A 17,834-nucleotide genomic window follows, 5' to 3' on the forward strand; every position below is an offset into this window, starting at 1 on the left:
GAAGAGGACCGAGTGGACCTCCCCTTACCATCGGTGACCCGCACCGCGTCCGCGAAGGCGCCTTCATGACCGCCGGGGAGGGCGTCGGACTTCTGGCGCCCCCGCCGGTCAGGTCGAAGGGAGGCCGGGCGCGCGGTACGGCGCTGCGCTCCGCGGGCGCGCTGCTGGCCTTCCTGCTGCTGGTCCTGGCGGTGCTCGCGAGCCTGGCCATCGGCTCGAAGGCCATCCCGGCCGGAGACGTCGTCAGGCTCCTGCTGCACCCGGACAACTCGGACGCGGCCCACGTCATCCACGACCTGCGCGTCCCCAGGACCCTGCTCGGGATCGGGGTGGGCGCCTGCCTGGCCCTGGCGGGCGCGCTCATGCAGGCGCTGACCCGCAACCCGCTGGCCGACCCCGGCATCCTGGGCGTCGAGGCGGGCGCGGTCATCGCCATCGCGGCGGCCATCGGCCTGTTCGGGCTGCAGGACCTGGGGGGCCTCGTCTGGTTCTCCTTCGCGGGCTCGGCCGCCGCCGCGGTCGTCGTCTACCTCATCGGCTCAAGCGGGCGCTCCGGCGCCACCCCCGTACGGCTCGCCCTGGCCGGGACGGCGGTCAGCGCCGCCCTGGCCTCGGCGACCCAGGCGATCGCGCTGACCGACCCCGAGGCCTTCAAGCAGTACCGCTACTGGGGGACCGGAGCCCTCAGCGGCCATGACATGACGGTCGTGACCAGGACGGTCCCCTTCATGGTCGTCGGCCTGATCGTGGCGATGTCGCTGGGCAACTCCCTGAACGCGCTCGCGCTCGGCGACGACGCGGGACGCGCCCTGGGAGTACGGCCGGGCCGTACCCGGGTGCTCGGTGTCATCGCCGTCACCCTGCTGTGCGGCGCGGCGACCGCGGCCGTCGGGCCCATCGGGTTCGTCGGCCTGGTCGTGGCGCAGGCCGCCCGGCTGGCGGTCGGTCAGGACAACCGCTGGGTGCTGCTGTACTCGGTGCTGCTCGGCCCCGTGCTGCTGCTGGTGTCCGACATCGTGGGCCGTCTGGTGCTGTGGCCCGCGGAGCTGGAGGCCGGGGTGGTCACCGCCTTCGTCGGCATGCCGGTCTTTCTCGCCCTCGTCCGCCGCAGGAGGATCGCCCAGCTGTGAACGCGCTCAACACCACGAAGCGCCCCGGGTTCACGGTCACCCTCCCCGGGCGTCGCGCCTCCTTCCGCGTCGGCCTCCGGGTCGTGCTGACCGGGGCCGTGCTCGCGGCGGCCGTGACCACGCTGACCGTCCTGGCCATCGGGACCGGGCAGTACCCGATCGCCCCCGGGGACGTGCTGCGCGCCTTCGCGGGCAACGGCCAGCGCGCCCACATGTTCGTCGTCGAGACGCTCAGGCTGCCGCGCGTGCTGACCGGGCTGCTCGTCGGCGCGGCCCTCGGCCTGGCGGGCGCGGTCTTCCAGAGCCTCACCCGCAACCCGCTGGGCAGCCCCGACATCGTCGGTTTCACCACGGGCGCCGCGACCGGCGCGCTCATCCAGATCATCGTGCTCGGCGGGGGGATGGTCGCCGTCGCGGGCGGCGCCCTGGCCGGGGGCCTGCTGACCTCCCTCGTCGTGTATCTCCTCGCCTTCAGGGACGGGGTACAGGGCTACCGGCTGATCCTGGTCGGCATCGCCGTCAACGGGGGGCTGGTGGCGACCAACATCTACCTGATCGCCCGCGCCGAGTTCGCCGACGCCCACGTCGCGGCGACCTGGATGACCGGCAACCTCAACGGGCGCGGCTGGGGTCATGTGAACCTGCTGGTCGGCACGCTCCTGGTCCTCGTCCCCGTCACGCTGGCCTTCGGCAGGCGGCTGAAGTTGATGGAACTCGGCGACGAACTGGCGACCGCCCTGGGCGTGCGGGTGGAGAGCTCCCGGCTCTGGCTCATGCTGCTCGGGGTCGCCCTCACCGCCGTGGCGACGGTCGCCTCGGGGCCCATCCCGTTCGTCGCGCTCGCCGCCCCCCAGCTGGCCCGAAGACTCGCCAGGTCCGCCGCCCCCGTCCTGGTCCTGTCGGGCCTCATGGGCGCGCTGCTGCTGGTCGCCGGTGACATGGCCGCCCAGCGCCTGCTGGCCCCGACCCAGCTTCCCGTCGGGGTGATGACCGGCTCCCTCGGCGGTGTCTACCTGGTCTGGGTCCTCGTCTCCGGCTGGCGCAAACGCTGACCGCCGGGTCTCCTGTGCGGCCCGCGCCAGGGCTGGGGGTCCGAAGCGCGGGCCGCACAGGTAAGCCCGGCACTCCCTCACCGGAGTCACCCGTACGGCCGGTTTCCCGGCGTTTCCCGGCGTTTCCCGGGGGCGGACGGGAAACGCGTCCGATCCGCGGCCTCATATCCTTGAGCCACTCGTTCACTCGGCGCCGGACCGGGACGGGCGGTCGCCGGAAAACCCCTGGAAGGGCCCCGTTGCCTGGGCTCACCGGGTCTTTCTCCGGCTCGAATCGGGTGACCTTTTCCTGGGATATGTCCGCCATGACATTCCGTCAAGTATCGATATTTCTCATTTTTCACTCAACAACCAATATGGGTGATCTATGGGTATAAACTGCGACTGTTCCTGGTTTGGTGTTGTCTTTCCATCTTTGCCGTGTTCGGTAGACCCGGTGGGATGGCAGGCGACGCGGCTCTCCCGGCAGGGCGCGGACGGCACCACCCGCGCGGACATCCGAGATCACGGACGGCGTGGGCAGGTGGGAATGACGGCGGTCGGCGAACCGGATCAGTCCGCCCGGGACGGGAGACGGCCGCCGGGCCCGCCCGGCGGAGCGGCGCGGTGGTACCGCCGGGACCCGCTGGGGTTCGTCGAGTGGGCGGCCCGCGAACGGGGCCCGATGTTCCGGCTTCCCGACGACGGGTCGCTGTGCGTGGCCGACCCGGTCGAGGCCCGGCGCATCCTGCACGACCCCGAGGGCGACTACGACGAGGTGTCCGACTTCTTCCACGTCCGCGGCGGCCGGTTGGGGCCACGGGCGACGCAGGTCGCGATCGGGCGGGCGGCGCGCGCGACGCTGCGCGCCCACCTGACCGCCGGCCGCGAACGGCTGCCCGCCGTCGTGGCGGAGCTGGGGGAGGACAGCGAGTGGCCCTCGGCCGGGCGCGTCGCCGCGTACCGGTTCCTGGACGAGGCGCTGCTGAGCCCGGACAGCCCGGCGGCGCTGCGGGAACTGATGACGCGGGTCGTACGGCGCGGCGTCCTGATCCGCTTCGGCGGCCCGCTGGCACGTACGGCGCAGCGGGCACTGTGGGCGCGCGTGGTGCGGGCGGTCGCCGACGAGGCGCGCGCCCGGCGGGCCCGGCCGGAGCGGCGGCCGGATCCGCCCGGCGACCTGCTGGACGCCGTACTCGGGGCCACCCCGCCCGGCACGCCCGCCACCCAGGTCGCCCAGGTCTACCTGCTGCTGTTCCGGACCTCGGTGGCACCGGTCGGCCACGTCGTCGCCTGGGCGCTGCTGGCGGCCGCGACCGAGGGCGTCGACCTGGCGGAGGTGCCCGCGGAGTCGGCCGTACGGGAGTCGCTGCGGCTGTGGCCCGTGGCGTGGCTGCTGGGCCGCCCGGTGCGCCGCGCCCACCGGGTCGGCGGTGTGCTCCTGGAACCGGGGGAGAGCGTGTCGGTCTGCTCCTACCTGCTGCACCGCGACGACCGGCACTGGCCGCAGGCCACCCGGTTCCGGCCCGGCCGCTGGGACGGCTCCGGCCCCCACGGACCCTACCTGCCCTTCGGCGGCGGCCCGTTCGCCTGCGCCGGGGCCTCCGTCGCCCAGACCCTGGCCGTCGACCTGCTCTCCGCCGTGACCGACGGCGCCCGCCTTGAGGTGCGCGGCGGCCGGGGACGTCCCCACGTCGCGGGCATCATCACCCCTCCCGGATTCCGGCTGCGCCGTACCCCCACCAGGCCCTGACCGCCGACGGTCACCAGAAGAGGAGGTGAGTCCATGAGGAAGCTGATGCGCCGGGTCACCGGCCGCCGGGTCAACCGGCAGGCGTGGCGCGTTTGGTAGGTCCCCCACCGGCCGCGCCGTGACCGACGGTCCGGCGCGGCCTCCCGGCCCGGCTCACCGGAGGCGCGCGTGTCACACGTGGACGAGACGCTGGCGGCGTACGAGGGCATCGCGCCCCGCTACGACGAGCTGAACGCGGGGACGGACACCACCGGGCTGGTGGCGCGCTACGTCGAGATGGTGGACCGGTACGGCCCGGGCGGACGGCGGCTGCTGGACGCGGGCTGCGGAACCGGCCGCAGCAGCGTGGCCTTCCGCGAACGGGGGTTCGAGGTGACCGGCTACGACCTGTCCCCGGCGATGGTGGCCGCGGCCCGGCGCCGCCCAGGAGCCGAGGGGATCCGGTTCCTGGTGGGACGGCTGCAGCAACCCCCGCCGGGTCTGACCGGCTTCGACGCGGTCACCTGCGTGGACGTGCCGATGACCTACCTGACCTCGGAGGACCGGCTGTGCCGGGCGATGGCGGCCGCGCGCGACCAGCTCGCCGAGGGCGGGGTGCTGGTCTTCGACATGAACACCATCGGTTACTATCGGCGCGCGTTCGGCGCCCCCACGGTCGTCGACCGGGGGGACCGGTACGTGGCGTGGTTCGCGGAGTCCCCGCCCATCGAGGCCGACGCGGTGGTGGTCACCCGGTTCGACCTGTTCGAGCGGTCGGGGACGACCTGGCGGCGGGTCTCGATGCGGCACGTGCAGCGGCACCACTCCGACCGGACGGTACGCCGGGCGGCCGAACGGGCCGGGCTGCGCGTCGTCGCCACCCGGGGACTGGTGGAGACCTCGGCGCGGGAACCGGCCGACGAGGAGAGTCACGACCGGATCCTGTACGCGGCCCGCCGTCTCGGCTGAACCCCGCCGACCCGCCTCCCCGGCCCTCGGCCGCCACGGTCACTTCTCCACTCCGGTGCTCATGATGCCGCGCACGAACGTGCGCTGGAAACAGATGAAGAGGATCACCGGAACGGCGATCGTCATCATGGCGCCGGCCTGGATGTAGGCGGGTTTCGTCGAGTACAGGCCGTTGAAGGCGGCCAGGCCCACCTGCAGCGGCTGGAGCTCGGGCCGCCCGGAAAGGTAGACGAGCGGGGTGAAGTAGTCGTTCCAGGTGTAGACGAAGTTGAACAGGATGACGGCGGTGATCGCCGGCCACGCCTGCGGCACGATCACCGAACGCAGCGTGCGCAGCGGTCCGGCACCGTCGATCGAGGCCGCCTCGTCCATCTCGCGCGGGATGGTCAGGAAGTACTGCCTCAGCAGGAAGACACTGTAGGCGTTGGCGAAGAAGGTCGGTACGAGCAGCGGCAGCCAGGTGCCGACCCAGCCGATCTGCACGAAGATGGTGTATGTCGGGATCAGCGTCACCGCGGTTGGCAGGAAGATCGTGGCGATGAGCAGGGTGAACAGCGGCCCGCGGCCGGGGAAGCGGAACCGGGCGAAGCCGTAGGCGACCAGCGTGCACGACAGGACGGTCCCGATCGTGCTGATCACCGCCAGCGTGATGGTGTTGAGCAGCAGCCGGGGGAAGTCGATCAGCCTCCAGACCGCGGCGTAGTTCGACCACTGCGGCGCCAGGACCCAGCTGGGTTCCAGGGTGCGCCAGGAGCCGCGCCAGACGACGGTTCCCCTCTCGGGAGCCGCCGGGTCGAGGAACTCGCTCTCGGCGCGCCCCTTCTTCACCAGGGCCAGTTCGCGGACCGCGCCGTCGAGCGGCACCCGGTACACGTCGTACTGCCGGCCCTCATGGGTGAAGGTGCGCGGGTCGGACGGCAGCAGCGGCGCGTGCGCCTGGCTGACCTGCCGTTCGCTCTTCAGCGACGACAGCGTCATCTGGACGAGGGGCGACAGGAACGCCACGACGATGCCGAACATCACGATCGTCATCAGCGCCGTCCGGATGCGGCGGGCGGCGTACGGGGTCACCGGGTCACCTCTCACTCGTGTAGTGGACCCAGTGCCTGGACAGCCGGAACAGCACCAGGGTCACGACGAGGGTGATGACGAACAGCAGCCACGCCAGCGTCGAGCCGTAGGACATCTCCTGGTAGGTGAAGAAGGTCTGGTACAGGTAGAGGTTGAAGAAGCGGGTCGCGCCGCCGGGGTCGCCGCTGCCGTCGAAGAGCACCAGCGGGATGAGGAAGTACTGCATGACCTCGACGACCGCGAGGATCATCGTGTAGAAGATCACCGGCGACATCATCGGGACCGTCACGTGCCACAGCTGGCGCCACCATCCGGCACCGTCGAGCCGGGCGGCGTCGTACAACTCGGTGGGGATGCCGCGCAGCCCCGCCAGGTTGATGATGATGCCCGAGCCGAGCCCCCACAGGCCGATCATGACGAGTCCGGGGATCACCCAGCTGGGGTCGCTCAGCCAGCTCGGCGCGTCGCCGACGCCGAGCACGCGCAGCGCGGTGTTGATCCATCCGTCGTCGACCAGCATGTTCTGCCAGATCAGCGCGCTGGCCACGAACGGCACGACGTACGGCATGAACAACAGCACCCGCAACAGCCCGGTGCCGCGCACGTACCTGCTGTTGACCGCGACCGCGAGCAGGAACGGCAGGACGACGACCAGCGGCAGCCAGAGCAGGGCGAAGCGGGCGGTCACCCACAGCGAGGCCCACGCCTGCCGGTCGGCGAAGAGCCGCTGGTAGTTCGCCAGGCCGACGAACATGAGCGGCTCCCGCTCGGTCAGCGAGATGTTGAGGAAGGTGAAGACGAACGTGGCCGCCATCGGGACCGCCGTGAACGCGAGGAACCCGATGATCCACGGAAGGACGAACAGGAGCCCGTACCGGGCCTCCCTGCGGGCCACCCAGGATGTGGTCTCGCTCCTCATGAGCGGTTCCACACGTCCTGGATCTCCTCGCGCATCGCCTTGAGCTGGGCGTTCATGTCGAGCCCGCCCTGGGTCATCCAGCGGCTCCTGTAGGTGCCGAGGATGGTGAGCGTCTGGTTGTACTTGGGCGTGTACGACTCCGAGTGGGGGTTGTCGGCGAAGGCAACGCTGTCCTTGGCGACCTGCCAGTCGACCTTGTTGGGGAACTGCCCGGCCAGCTTGGCGAAGAAGGCGTCCTGGTCGGCGGTGCGGGCGGGCATCGCGCCGTACGCGGAGAGCAGTTCCTGGGAGGCCGGGCCGACCAGGTAGCTCAGGAACTCGAAGGCCTCGGCGGGGTGCTTGCTGCCGGCCAGGATCCGGAAGGTGTCCGCGCTGGTGGGTGAGGTGGTCCTGCCCTTGTAGGAGGGCATCGCCGCCAGGTCCCAGTCGTCGCCCGCGCCTGCCACGCCGTAGGTGGACCACAGGAAGTTGACGCTCATCGCGACGTGCCCGGAGAAGAAGGCGGCGCCGTCCCCGTTGAACTGCTCGGTCTGGAAGACGGGGCCGGTCATGATGAACCGGTCCTTCCACATGCCGTCGTAGAAGAAGCGCCAGGAGTCGGCCCAGGCGTCGGGGATCTTCACGGTCTTGCCGTCGCCCGTGTCCAGTGATCCGGCGGCGAAGGCGGCGCCCTGGTAGCGCAGGTCGTCACGGGCCGGTTCGAAGCCGTACTGCACGATCTGGCCGGGGTCGAAGCCCTCCTGGGTCGCGTCCTTGCCGTTCTTGTCGACGGTGAGCTTGAGGGCCAGCTCCCTGAGCGTGTCGTAGTTCCACTCGCTCTGGCGGCCGTCGGGCCAGGTGTACTTCTCGCCGTACTTGTGCGGCGGCTCGGCCAGGCCGGCCTCCTCGAACATGTCGGCCTTGTAGTACAGGGTCGAGGGGTAGATCGCGAACGGGACGCCCTCCTGAACGGAGCCGATCCGGTAGAGGTCGGCGCTGCCCTTGGCGTAGGGGCTGAGGTCGAAGCCGCTGGACTTGATGAGCGGGGCCAGGTCGAGCCACTGGCCGTGGAAGGCGGCCGCACCGCCGACCCCCACGGGACCGGCGAGGTCGGGCACGTTGCCCGAGGCGATCTGGGTGGCGAGCGTGTCGCGGGCGGAGTCGTAGGTGACGACCTCCAGCTTGACCTTGATCCGGCGCTGGGAGGCGTTGAACCTCTCGATCACCTTCTGCTGCGCCTTGACCTGTTCGGCCTGTTCACCGGTGCCGAGGCAGCAGTACCAGCGCAGCTCGACAGCCGCGTCGTCACCGCCGGGAGGGGCGTCTGCTCCACAGGCGGCCAGCGTCGTGGCCAATAAGATCGCGGCCAGGGTGTGCCATAACCGATTCATGTGTCTCTCCCTAGGCTGGGGGGTCCGGGGGGCGGGTGATGGAGAGCTCAAAAGAGAGGCGGGCTCTGTCACCTCTCACGTAACTGCGGGTGAACTCGATGGGCTCGTCGCCGGGGCCGAAGGCGACCCCCTCGACGAGCATGGCGGGGCGTTCCACGGGCTGGTCGAGCAGCCGCGCCTCGTGGGCGCGCAGCCGTACCGGCTCGATGACCTCGCGGGCGCGCACGACCCTGGCGCCGTAGTGCGCGCCGAGCAGGCTGTAGAGGGAGTTGCGCTCAAGATCGTGGTCGAGCAGCCCGGCGAAGCGGCCGGCCGGTAGGTAGACCTGCTCCAGGATCAACGGCTCGCCGTTGGCGATGCGCAGACGTTCGAGATAGACGACCTGCGCGCCGGGGGCCAGGGCCAGCGCGGCGGCGACCATCTCTCCCGGCATCTCGATCCCGGAGGCGACCAGTCTGGTGTCCGGGTCCAGGCCGTGCATGTTCATCAGGTCGGCGAAGCTCTGGCTGGTGCCCAGATCGACTTCGAGCCGGGAGTGCTGGACGAACGTGCCGCGCCCGCGGGTGCGCTCCAGACGGCCCTCGCGGGCCAGCTCGGCCAGGGCCCGCCGTACCGGGATGAGGCTGCATCCGTAGCGGCGGGCAAGCTCTCTCTCCGGCGGCAGACGGTCTCCCGCCTGCCATTCCCCCTCGTCGAGCGCGGCGCTCAGGTCCAGGTAGACCTGGTGGTGGAGGGGGATCGGACCGGCTTCGAGCCGATAGCGGGCCATCGGGAGTTCGCTTCCTTCCGAAATCTGCCGAGCGGTTGATTGCTTATAATGTTGTCAGCAATACTGATCACGGCCGCTACCTCTGTCAAGGCGGCACCCCCCGAATCAGAGGCAGGTAGAAGGCGTGACGGAGTCACCCCGAACCCAACCGGCGCCCTGGCGAGTGGCGCTGACCTTCGACGTCGAGCACGGCGACCATCCCGCCCACCCGGACGGCACCCGGCACGTGCTTGAGACGCTCACCGAGCGCGAGGCCGTGGGGACCATGTTCATCCAGGGGCGCTGGGCCCAGGCGAACCCCGCGCTGGCCAAGGACCTGGCCGCCCACGGTCACCTGATCGGCAACCACTCCCACCACCACGCGCCGATGAGCTGGCTGTCGCCCAAGGCCTTCGACCAGGACGTACGGCTCGCCGAACGCGCCATCCGCCGCGCCACCGGCCACGACCCGAGCCCCTGGTTCCGCTGCCCGTTCGGCGACGGCAGCGATGACCCGGCGATCCGGTCCGCGCTGGACCGGCTCGGCTACCGGGAGACGAGCTGGCACGTGGACCCGTTCGACTGGCGCGGCAAGGCCACCGGGCCGGGCGTCGCCCGCCTGGTCGTGGAGGAGGCCGTCGCGCACGGCGACGGCGCCGTGGTGCTGCTCCATCCGTGGACCAAGGCCACCGGCCGTGCCCTGCCGCTGGTCATCGACGGTCTGCGCGCCGCCGGTGCCCGCCTCGTTCGCATGGACGAACTCGCATGAACCGCCCACCGCGCCTGGCCATCGCCGGGACCGGCTACATCGCCGACTACCACGCACGCGCCGCCGCCGGCGCCGGCGCCGTGCTGGTCGCCGCGGTCAACCACCGGCCGGAGTCCCTCGACGCCCTGTCACAGCGGTACGGCATCGCCCGCCGCTACCTCGACCTCGACCGTCTCCTGGCGGACGGCGACGTGGACGGCCTCATCGTGGCCACGCCCAACTCCCTGCACGCCGAGCAGGCGGTCAAGGCGCTGCGGGCCGGGGTCTCGGTGCTGCTGGAGAAGCCGATGGCGCTGAGCGTCGCCGAATCCCTGGCCATCGCCGCCGCGGAAGGCCCGCGTGCCCGGGTGATGCTCGCCCACTGCCTGCGTTTCGACGAGCAGGTCGGCTGGCTGCGCGACCTGGTGCGCGACGGGACACTCGGCAGGCCCGTCCACACCACCGCCTACGCCGTCCACGCCGGGTTCGGCCCCGAGGGCTGGTTCACCGACCCGGCGCTGGCGGGCGGCGGCGCGCTCATGGACCTCGGCGTCCACGCCATCGACGTCACCCGCCACATCCTCGGCGACCCCCAGCCCGTCAGCGTGAGCGCGCACTGCGGGACGCACTACCGCGACCTGCCGGTCGACGACACCGCGATCCTCACGATCGTCTGGGACAACGGGGTCACCTCCGGCGTGGAGTCGGGCTGGTGGCATCCGCACACGCCGGGTCCGACGGGGAGCGTGCGCGTGTCCGGCACCGAGGCGTACGCGCAGACCTTCCCCGGCACGCTGGTACGGGCCGGGCAGCCGGGCGCGGAGACCTTTCCCGGCGAGCTCACCGAAGCGGCGCTCCAGCGCAGATACGACGCCCAGATGCGTGCGTTCCTGGACACTCTGGCCGGGGCCGACCCCACCCCCGGTGCGTCGCACGGCGTCACCTCGATGCGGATCATCGAAGCGGCGTACCAGAGCGCCGCCCACGGGCGGACCGTACATCTTGGGAGGGACCGATGAGGTCGTTGTTCGTGGAGTTCCCGGGTCCGGGCGAGGTGCGGGTGGCGCATGAGGACGTCGCCCCTCCGGGCCCCGGCGAGGTGCTGTGCCGTACCACGCTGTCGCTGATCAGCCCCGGCACCGAGCTGGCCTGCCTGCGCGGGGAGTTCGACCCGGGCACCAACTGGGAGGAGTGGGTGCGTCACCCGTTCCGGCCCGGCTACAGCATGGCCGGGGTCGTGGAGGCGGTCGGCGAGGGCGTCACGACGTTGCGGCCTGGCGACCGCGTGCAGAGCTACGCGCCCCACCAGGAGCTGGTCACCCTCACCGAGCGCGAGGCCCGGCCGCTGCCCGGCGGCGTGACGGACGAGGAGGCGGTGTGGATCCCCCTCGTCGTGACCGCGGCGGCGGGCGCCGCCAGAGCCGCGATCACCATGGGCGAGACCGTCGTGGTGCTGGGGCTCGGCCCGGTGGGCCAGCTGGTCGTGCAGTACGCGGTCGCGCACGGAGCCTCCCGCGTCGTCGCCGTCGACACCGACGCCAGGCGGCTCGACCTGGCGCGGGCGAGCGGGGCGAGTGACCTGCTCGCGGGCACCGCGGCCGACGCCCTCTCCGCCGTCGCCGACCTGACCGGCGGCCGGTTCGCCGACGTGGTCTTCGACGTCACCGGCAACCCCGCCGTGCTCTCCCAGGCGGTACGGCTGGCGCGCACGCTGGGCCGTGTCGTCCTGCTCGGTGACACGCCCACACCGTCCCGGCAGACGCTCGGTCCCGGCGTGGTCAGCAACTCGCTGACCATCCTCGGGGCGCACGCCGACCTCGTCTCCGACGACCCGTCGGCGGGCCCGCTCAACCGTGACGCGGTGACCGAGCTGTACTTCCGCCGTCTCGCCTCGGGAACGTTCAGAACCGCCGCGATGATCTCCGAACGGGTGTCCCCCGTGGACGCGGAGTCCGTCTACGCGCGCCTGCGAGACGGCGGAGCACCGGCTGGAGCGCTCTGCTTCGACTGGACGGCATGAAGGAGGAACGGTGACCGGCCGGCGGTGAGTCCCTTCCCTTCGGCCGGGCCGGACGTTCGCGCGTGAACCCGGTTCGGCCCGGCCGCGACCGGGTCCGTCGACGCCTCGGGCGGCGGTGGGGAGGAGGCGGGTGCCGGCGGTCGGAGCTCACTGATCGCCGCCGGCGCCGCGTAGGCGCTCGGCCGCGCGGATCATGTCGTCGCTGAGCCGGTTGAGGATCGCGCCCATGGTTTTCAGCCGGGCACCGGCGGGGGTGGCCGGACCGAGGACCTCGGCACCGCCGTCGGCGACCTCGGCGAGTCGGGCGTTCCTGCGGGCGCTGGCCAGCCACGACCGGTGCCAGATGTCGCCGTCGATGACGTAGCGGTCACGACGCCGCCGGGAATCGCGTTCGCGCCGGATCAACCGCTGCTGCTCAAGTTGGGTGACGGCCTTCGAGACGGAGGCCGGGCTGACCTGGAGCCGCTGGACGAGTTCGGCGGCGGTGAGGCTGCCGCTGTCGGTGGTGTAGAGGCAGGCGAGCACCCGAGCGGTCATGCGGGGCAGTCCGGTGTCCACCAGCATGGTGCTGAAGTCGTCTTCCAGTTGCCTGATCGTCTCCGGATTCCGTCCCTGCCCGTCTCTGACCGCCGGCGCCGGCTGGGACTCGGCGGACCTGTTGCGGTGGGCCCGGATCCCGGTCGCGTGGTGGGCCCGGTCGGCCTGGTAACCGCCGGCCCCGCCGTTGCGGATGACCTCGCGGGTGACGGTGGAGATCGGGCGTCCGAGGCATTTGGCGATCTCGGTGTAGGTGAGCCCTTCGGCCAGTCCCCTGGCGATTTCCCGGCGTTCCTCGTATGTCAGTCTGCCGCCTGGCATCGGCGCTGCGCCTCCTCCCGTTGAAAACAAATATTGCATTCGCTGGCAGCTCATTGCAAGTAGGGATTTTGCATTCACCTTCATTGTCATTGCAAAATGCCGGGTGAATGTCTCGGATTTTATTGACGGCGCCCTGAATGCAAACTAGCTTTTGTGTCTGTAAAATACGCGCTGTCTCGTGTATCGGAGTTCGATGTGATCGCATCCCTCCTTCTCGCCGCCGCGCTCGTGGCGAGCCCTGCCCAGGTACAGCCCGCCCTCGATCGGGCCGTATCCGAAAACGGGGCACCCGGCATCGCCGCCGAGGTACGCGAGGGGAACAAACGGTGGTTCGGTTCGGCGGGGTTCTCAAACACCGAAACGGCTCGCGGGCGCCGCCCGAACGAGCGTTTCAGAATCGGCAGCGCCACCAAGGCGTTCACCGCCGCCGTGGTACTGCAACTGGCCGGAGAGGGCAGGCTGAGCCTGGACGACCGTATTCAGCACTGGCTGCCCGGACTGGTGCGGGGCAACGGATACGACGGCGGAAGGATCACCGTCCGGCAATTGCTCAACCACACCAGCGGAATCTTCAACTACGGCAACGACCCCGAATTCTTCGCCAAGGGGCGGGGCGCCGCGTGGTTCGAGCACCGCTACGACGTCGTCACGCCGGAGGAACTGGTGGGGATCGCGTTGCGCAACCCACCGTACTTCGCCCCCGGCGGGGGCTTCGCCTACTCCAACACCAACTACATCCTGGCCGCCATGATCGTGGAGAAGGCGACAGGCAGGACCTTCGGTGACGAGGTGACCCGGCGGATCATCCGGCCGTTGCGCCTGACCGGGACATACCTTCCCGGAACGGAGGCGAGGATCCGAGGTCCGCACCCCGTGCACTACTCCACCCTGTTCTCCCAGGAACCCAACCCGGCGATCTACGACGCCGGCGACATGAACCAGTCCGCCGCCTGGTCGGCCGGCGGGATGGTCTCGACGGTCGGTGACCTCAACCGGTTCTTCGGCGCGCTGCTGGGCGGCCGATTACTGCCCGCCGCCCAGCAGAAGGAGATGTTCACCACCGTCGAGACCAAGGGCGGGCCCGCCTGGATCCCCGGCACCCGTTACGGACTCGGCGTCTTCACCCAGAGACTGTCGTGCGGCACGTGGGTCTGGGGTAACGCCGGTGCCACCTACGGATCGTGGACGTACGCCATGGGGCGGCGAGACGGCAGGCACATGCTGGCCACCGAGATCAACGGCGACTGGAGCGGGCTGAACGTCTTCGCCGACGTCCTGTCGGCCGAGTTCTGCCCGGTCGGGTCCCGGTGAGCCCGCCGCCGTCATCCGGGGATCTGGCCTTCTCGCGCAGGTCAGGGCATGACGATCGTTCGGGGCGGGGGTCAGGCGGCCCGGTCGGCGGCGGTCAGGGAGGCGATCAGCTGGGATCTGGCGCGGGCAACGCGGGAGCGTACGGTGCCGACCGGGCAGCCGATCAGTTCGGCGGCCTCGCCGTACGGCACCCCGACCAGCTGGGTCAGCACGAAGGCCTCGCGGCGTTCACGCGGGACCCTGGACAGCAGGTCGGCCAGGGCGACTCCGTCCTCGCGTCCGGGAAGCCCGAGGGGCTGACGGCGTTCGGCCGCCGACTGCCAGTCCGTGAGGTCGGCGAGGAGCGGACGGCGGGCCGCGGACCGGAAGCGGTCGATGACGACCCGCCGGGCGATGGACAGCAGCCAGGTCCGGGCGGAGGAGCGGCCCGCGAAACGGGGCAGGGCGAGCAGGGCCCGTACGAAGGTCTCCTGCGTCAGGTCCTCCGCCGCGTGGGTTCCGGCCAGGTGGGCGACGAAGCGCAGTACGTCCGGGTAGACGGCGCGGGCGAAGGCCTCGACGGTGTCGGGCGCCCCCGCACGCGCGGCCAGCGCGAGCGCCGTCACCTGCTCGTCGGAGAGCCCGGAGAGCCCGGAGAGCCCGGAGAGCCCGGAGAGCCCGGGGGAACCGGAGATGACAGAAGGGCAGGAGGCGGCGGAGGGTTCGGATAAGCCGACAGAGGCGGGGGAGGCGGGGAGGTCCGCTGAGATCGAGGAGACGGCGGGTACGGCAGGAGGCATGGGGGTTCCTTCGACGCTGGTCGAGACGGAGCCGCGGGCGTCAGGGCGTGCTCGCCGGGCGGGCCGATCGACGGCTTAGGGGGATCCGGCCGGGTGAAAGGGCATGCCGGAGGCGGGGGCGGACGTGTCCGGGCACGGTGAAGTGCCCGGACACGTCCAGGCGCGACAGGGAGCACCCCGGACGCGGCCACGCCCGGCCACGGGGAGCGGGGACACGCCCGGGCACGACGCGCGGGGCGCCGTGCACCCGGCTGTGACGAGTGGGCCGGGCCGTGGACGGGCTCGGCGGCGGTGTCGGCTCCCCCCGGCTCCCCCTGGCTCCCCGCGGCTTCGGTGAGGGAAGCGGGGCCACCCGGTCACGGAGCCGGGGGGCACCTGGCCACGGAGGACCCGGGGAACGCGTCCGGCCCCGAAGGACGTCCGGTCCCGGAGGGCCCGGGGAAGCGCCCGATCACGAAGGGCCGGCGAGGACACCCGATCGCGAAGGAGCGGGGAGCGCGCCGGTCATGAGAGGGCGGGAGAACCTCCGGTCGGGGGAGGACTCCGGTCGTGACAGGGGGGAAGGCCCGGGGCCGTGGGGGCTCAGCCGGTGGGGGCGGGCAGGGGTGGGCCGCGGCGCCGTAGCGCGGGAAGGACGTCCCGCCCGCCGTACGGCGTGGCCTCATGGGTGGTCACCGGCCGCCGGACGGGGGCGACCACCTCGGTGGGGACGGTGAGGAGCAGCCGGATCACCGGCAGGCGGCGGCCGTACAGGCGGATCATCAGCCACACCGCGCTCTCACCGCGGTACAGCCACCAGCCGGTGCCCAGCGCGACGGCCAGGTGGACCACGGTCATGCCGGAGGTGGGATGGCCGTGGTCGCCGAGGATCGTGGTGTGCGGCCCGTGCGCGGCCCGGCTGAACAGCTCGTGCAGCAGGAGCTGCACGCCACCGGTGGCCGTGAGCACCACCTCGGGGCCGCGTTCACGGCCGCCGAGCGGGTAGGCGACGCAGAAGGAGACGACGACGCCGAGAATCCCGAGGAACGGCGGGACGAGACCGCCTCCGGCCAGGGCGTGGCCGCCCGCGGAGACCACGGTGCACAGCGTCGCGAAGACGATGGCACGTGGCACGCGAAGCGCCGACGCCGCGAGGGTCACACCCGACATCCTGACATCCGGGTGGCCCGCCGAGAAGGCCGTGATCGTGGATCACAGCCTTTCTCTCCAGAATCGCCCCACTGAATCCGAATTTATCGGGCATAGGGCTATAGAGGCCCACAAACCTACCGTCAGGAGGGGTGACGATGACGAGAACGGAGACAGGCAGGACGGTCCGGGACCTGATGCACCCGGACGCGCGGTGCGTCGGTGAACACGACAGTCTGCGTACGGCCGCGCGGATGATGCGCGACCTGGATGTGGGCGCGCTGCCGGTCTGCGGGGACGACGACCGGCTCAAGGGGATCATCACCGACCGTGACATCGTGATCAAGTGCTGCGCAGAGGGCGGGAACCTCGACGAGACGACGGCGAGTGAGCTCGCCCAGGGGCTGATCTGGATCGACGTCGAAGGCAGCGTCGACGAGGCGCTGACCATGATGGAACGGCACCGGATCAAGCGTCTGCCCGTGATCGAGAACCACCGCATCGTCGGCATGATCAGTGAGGCCGACCTGGCCAAGGGCCTGCCCGACGACAAGCTCGCCGAGTTCGTCCACCAGGTCTACGGCCGGCGGTGAACCGGGGCCCGTCCGCCGGAGTCCGTGAGGGCGACGGCGGGCGGGCCGGTCCGTGCGCGGGGCCCCCTCACCACGAGGTAGGGCCGGTCAGCTGGGCGATGTCCGCCGAGGTGACGCTCATCAGCCTGCCGGACAGGTCGGCCAGCGCTCTGGCGGCGGCGAGCTCGTCGCCGATCTCGGCCACCGGATCGTCGGACGGGTTGCGGCGTGCCCGGCCGATCCCCGCCAGTTCCCCGGCACCCGCGATGGGCAGGACCGCCCTGGCGAAGGTCTCGTCGCCGTCCTCGGTGATGGAGACCCGGACGTCCCACTGCTTGGATCGCATGATCTGAACCCCCGTTCTTCGTGACGGTGGCGGCGCCCGCTCTCCGGGCGCGAAGCCGTCATCTCCATTGTCGGAGCCGTACGGCGTGACCATCAGGGACGAAGGTCCCGCCCTTGGGGGACGGGCTTCCCTAGGACCCGTTTTGCGGATCTTTCCGCCTGCCGCGGTCGCCCAGGCGGCGCCCCGCCGCGTTGTCGCCCCACCCCACGAAAACGCTCCGCGTTTGCCGCGGGGCCCGGGGAGAATCTGTCGCCCATAACTCCGTTATGAGCTCCTCCTCCGCCTCGCGGGGCATCCACCTGGACGATCCTCGCCACGGCGAAGATCCACAAAACAGGTCCTGGGCGGGGCGTCGTGCCCTTGGGAAAACGGGAAACGGGGCGATCCCGTTTCCCGTTTCCCGGCATTCGTTCTCCACGGGCCCGCGACGGGCCCGTCGTGAGTTCTCTAACGCGAGGTGGTGGAAACCGGCAGGCGGGACTCCTCCCGCTGTTCCTCGTGCCCCTCGCGCCGGGGGAGGGTCGCGGCGACGACCAATGTCCCGGCGATCAGGACGACGTTCTTGACGACGAACTCGCCCTCCATTGTGAGCATGAGCGGGTTTCCGTCCTTGAACGCGACACCCGGGTGGAGCACCAGGACCAGGAACGTGCCGACGAGGTGGAGCAGGAGCACGGGCAGGAACGGGCGCAGCCACCGGCCGGTGAACAGCGCCAGGGCCACCGCGACCTCGAACACGCCCAGGGCGGGCACCACGAACGACGCGGGCAGCGGCACGAAGGACAGGGTGTCGGCGACCAGGGCGCCGACCGGGCTGACGTTCGCCACCTTCAGCACGCCGAACCACAGGAACACCAGGCCGAGCGTCCCTCGCATGATGACCGGGAAACGCCGGTGGAGAATGGCGGCGACTCGCGACTTGACATCGGTTAGGGCGCTTGGTATACGCCCTTGATGGAGATGTGACCCTTTAGTCCGATACATGGTTAACTCCGATGGCTGGGGGGTTTGCCGGGTCTAATATAGCCTGCCCTTTTCTTTCGGAAATTGTAGGAAATGGGGTCTTAGGTCACGGTTGTTGAGTCGCCAAAGCGGGGGACGG

Annotated in this window: 18 protein-coding genes; 9 read left to right on the forward strand and 9 right to left on the reverse strand. The window is 71.0% G+C overall.

All coding sequences use genetic code 11. From position 1 onward, the window contains the following. Nucleotides 1-65 precede the first annotated feature (65 nt). The 4 genes from ABZ463_RS00545 to ABZ463_RS00560 all read left to right on the forward strand — a co-directional run bounded on the left by ABZ463_RS00545 (nucleotide 66) and on the right by ABZ463_RS00560 (nucleotide 4,862). A complete protein-coding gene (locus ABZ463_RS00545; protein ID WP_362771665.1) occupies nucleotides 66-1,130 on the forward strand; it encodes an iron chelate uptake ABC transporter family permease subunit in 1,065 nt (354 codons plus the stop codon). Next, nucleotides 1,127-2,182, forward strand: coding sequence for an iron chelate uptake ABC transporter family permease subunit (locus ABZ463_RS00550; RefSeq protein ID WP_362771667.1), 1,056 nt, complete (start codon nucleotides 1,127-1,129; stop codon nucleotides 2,180-2,182). The genes ABZ463_RS00545 and ABZ463_RS00550 overlap by 4 nt, the downstream gene beginning before the upstream one ends. 436 nt (nucleotides 2,183-2,618) lie before the next feature. Further along, nucleotides 2,619-3,914: a cytochrome P450 gene (locus tag ABZ463_RS00555; protein ID WP_362771669.1), complete on the forward strand. Its 1,296-nt coding sequence runs from the start codon at nucleotides 2,619-2,621 to the stop codon at nucleotides 3,912-3,914. Between the two features lie 168 nt (nucleotides 3,915-4,082). Further along, on the forward strand, nucleotides 4,083-4,862 hold the full coding sequence (locus ABZ463_RS00560; RefSeq protein WP_362771671.1) for a class I SAM-dependent methyltransferase: 780 nt from the start codon (nucleotides 4,083-4,085) through the stop codon (nucleotides 4,860-4,862). A 39-nt stretch (nucleotides 4,863-4,901) separates the two neighbouring features. Here the strand turns inward: ABZ463_RS00560 and ABZ463_RS00565 are convergent, their stop codons facing one another. From ABZ463_RS00565 to ABZ463_RS00580, 4 genes are read right to left on the reverse strand one after another with little or no spacing between them, the layout of a single operon-like run. Beyond that, complete coding sequence (locus tag ABZ463_RS00565; RefSeq protein WP_362771673.1) at nucleotides 4,902-5,933, reverse strand: carbohydrate ABC transporter permease; 1,032 nt, start codon at nucleotides 5,931-5,933, stop codon at nucleotides 4,902-4,904. Between the two features lie 4 nt (nucleotides 5,934-5,937). Further along, nucleotides 5,938-6,852 carry a sugar ABC transporter permease gene (locus tag ABZ463_RS00570; protein WP_362771675.1) on the reverse strand — a complete coding sequence of 305 codons (915 nt, stop codon included), beginning with the start codon at nucleotides 6,850-6,852 and terminating at the stop codon, nucleotides 5,938-5,940. Continuing rightward, nucleotides 6,849-8,222: an extracellular solute-binding protein gene (locus ABZ463_RS00575; RefSeq protein WP_352009161.1), complete on the reverse strand. Its 1,374-nt coding sequence runs from the start codon at nucleotides 8,220-8,222 to the stop codon at nucleotides 6,849-6,851. The genes ABZ463_RS00570 and ABZ463_RS00575 overlap by 4 nt, the downstream gene beginning before the upstream one ends. A gap of 10 nt (nucleotides 8,223-8,232) precedes the next feature. Then, nucleotides 8,233-8,991: a GntR family transcriptional regulator gene (locus ABZ463_RS00580; RefSeq protein ID WP_362771677.1), complete on the reverse strand. Its 759-nt coding sequence runs from the start codon at nucleotides 8,989-8,991 to the stop codon at nucleotides 8,233-8,235. Nucleotides 8,992-9,115: 124 nt separating this feature from the next. On the opposite strand from ABZ463_RS00580, the gene ABZ463_RS00585 reads away from it, so the two are divergent. The 3 genes from ABZ463_RS00585 to ABZ463_RS00595 are packed head-to-tail and all read left to right on the forward strand — an operon-like array spanning nucleotide 9,116 to nucleotide 11,738. After that, entirely contained in the window at nucleotides 9,116-9,739 is a 624-nt protein-coding gene (locus tag ABZ463_RS00585) for a polysaccharide deacetylase family protein (RefSeq protein WP_362771679.1), read from the forward strand. Further along, nucleotides 9,736-10,737 (forward strand): Gfo/Idh/MocA family oxidoreductase, encoded by a 1,002-nt coding sequence (locus ABZ463_RS00590; RefSeq protein ID WP_362771681.1) that lies wholly within the window; start codon nucleotides 9,736-9,738, stop codon nucleotides 10,735-10,737. The genes ABZ463_RS00585 and ABZ463_RS00590 overlap by 4 nt, the downstream gene beginning before the upstream one ends. After that, on the forward strand, nucleotides 10,734-11,738 hold the full coding sequence (locus ABZ463_RS00595) for a zinc-binding dehydrogenase (protein WP_362771683.1): 1,005 nt from the start codon (nucleotides 10,734-10,736) through the stop codon (nucleotides 11,736-11,738). Before ABZ463_RS00590 ends, ABZ463_RS00595 begins: the two co-directional genes overlap by 4 nt. Nucleotides 11,739-11,885: 147 nt before the next feature. On the opposite strand, the gene ABZ463_RS00600 is transcribed toward ABZ463_RS00595, so the two are convergent. Then, nucleotides 11,886-12,596: a MarR family transcriptional regulator gene (locus ABZ463_RS00600; protein ID WP_352009166.1), complete on the reverse strand. Its 711-nt coding sequence runs from the start codon at nucleotides 12,594-12,596 to the stop codon at nucleotides 11,886-11,888. A 195-nt stretch (nucleotides 12,597-12,791) separates the two neighbouring features. Here ABZ463_RS00600 and ABZ463_RS00605 point away from each other — a divergent pair, with 195 nt between their 5' ends. Then, nucleotides 12,792-13,907, forward strand: a complete 1,116-nt coding sequence (locus ABZ463_RS00605; protein WP_362771686.1) for a serine hydrolase domain-containing protein — start codon at nucleotides 12,792-12,794, stop codon at nucleotides 13,905-13,907. A 71-nt stretch (nucleotides 13,908-13,978) separates the two neighbouring features. Here ABZ463_RS00605 and ABZ463_RS00610 read toward each other — a convergent pair whose 3' ends face one another. Further along, on the reverse strand, nucleotides 13,979-14,686 hold the full coding sequence (locus ABZ463_RS00610) for a sigma-70 family RNA polymerase sigma factor (protein WP_362771688.1): 708 nt from the start codon (nucleotides 14,684-14,686) through the stop codon (nucleotides 13,979-13,981). A gap of 582 nt (nucleotides 14,687-15,268) precedes the next feature. Next, nucleotides 15,269-15,826, reverse strand: a complete 558-nt coding sequence (locus ABZ463_RS00615) for a hypothetical protein (RefSeq protein WP_362771690.1) — start codon at nucleotides 15,824-15,826, stop codon at nucleotides 15,269-15,271. Between the two features lie 146 nt (nucleotides 15,827-15,972). On the opposite strand from ABZ463_RS00615, the gene ABZ463_RS00620 reads away from it, so the two are divergent. Next, on the forward strand, nucleotides 15,973-16,407 hold the full coding sequence (locus tag ABZ463_RS00620; protein WP_352009170.1) for a CBS domain-containing protein: 435 nt from the start codon (nucleotides 15,973-15,975) through the stop codon (nucleotides 16,405-16,407). Nucleotides 16,408-16,474: 67 nt separating this feature from the next. On the opposite strand, the gene ABZ463_RS00625 is transcribed toward ABZ463_RS00620, so the two are convergent. After that, nucleotides 16,475-16,732: a dsRBD fold-containing protein gene (locus tag ABZ463_RS00625; protein ID WP_352009171.1), complete on the reverse strand. Its 258-nt coding sequence runs from the start codon at nucleotides 16,730-16,732 to the stop codon at nucleotides 16,475-16,477. Between the two features lie 447 nt (nucleotides 16,733-17,179). Further along, complete coding sequence (locus ABZ463_RS00630; protein ID WP_362771692.1) at nucleotides 17,180-17,608, reverse strand: hypothetical protein; 429 nt, start codon at nucleotides 17,606-17,608, stop codon at nucleotides 17,180-17,182. Nucleotides 17,609-17,834 lie beyond the last annotated feature (226 nt).

This window comes from Streptosporangium sp. NPDC020145 (genome assembly GCF_040631275.1).
Taxonomy (GTDB): domain Bacteria; phylum Actinomycetota; class Actinomycetes; order Streptosporangiales; family Streptosporangiaceae; genus Streptosporangium.

What these genes read in the sequence shown, in the direction of transcription:
- ABZ463_RS00545 (WP_362771665.1), top strand. Translation starts at nt 66, where the DNA reads ATGACCGCCGGGGAGGGCGTCGGACTTCTGGCGCCCCCGCCGGTCAGG.
- ABZ463_RS00570 (WP_362771675.1), bottom strand. Translation starts at nt 6,852, where the DNA reads ATGAGGAGCGAGACCACATCCTGGGTGGCCCGCAGGGAGGCCCGGTAC.
- ABZ463_RS00575 (WP_352009161.1), bottom strand. Translation starts at nt 8,222, where the DNA reads ATGAATCGGTTATGGCACACCCTGGCCGCGATCTTATTGGCCACGACG.
- ABZ463_RS00580 (WP_362771677.1), bottom strand. Translation starts at nt 8,991, where the DNA reads ATGGCCCGCTATCGGCTCGAAGCCGGTCCGATCCCCCTCCACCACCAG.
- ABZ463_RS00590 (WP_362771681.1), top strand. Translation starts at nt 9,736, where the DNA reads ATGAACCGCCCACCGCGCCTGGCCATCGCCGGGACCGGCTACATCGCC.
- ABZ463_RS00595 (WP_362771683.1), top strand. Translation starts at nt 10,734, where the DNA reads ATGAGGTCGTTGTTCGTGGAGTTCCCGGGTCCGGGCGAGGTGCGGGTG.
- ABZ463_RS00600 (WP_352009166.1), bottom strand. Translation starts at nt 12,596, where the DNA reads ATGCCAGGCGGCAGACTGACATACGAGGAACGCCGGGAAATCGCCAGG.
- ABZ463_RS00610 (WP_362771688.1), bottom strand. Translation starts at nt 14,686, where the DNA reads ATGCCTCCTGCCGTACCCGCCGTCTCCTCGATCTCAGCGGACCTCCCC.
- ABZ463_RS00620 (WP_352009170.1), top strand. Translation starts at nt 15,973, where the DNA reads ATGACGAGAACGGAGACAGGCAGGACGGTCCGGGACCTGATGCACCCG.
- ABZ463_RS00625 (WP_352009171.1), bottom strand. Translation starts at nt 16,732, where the DNA reads ATGCGATCCAAGCAGTGGGACGTCCGGGTCTCCATCACCGAGGACGGC.
- ABZ463_RS00630 (WP_362771692.1), bottom strand. Translation starts at nt 17,608, where the DNA reads ATGCGAGGGACGCTCGGCCTGGTGTTCCTGTGGTTCGGCGTGCTGAAG.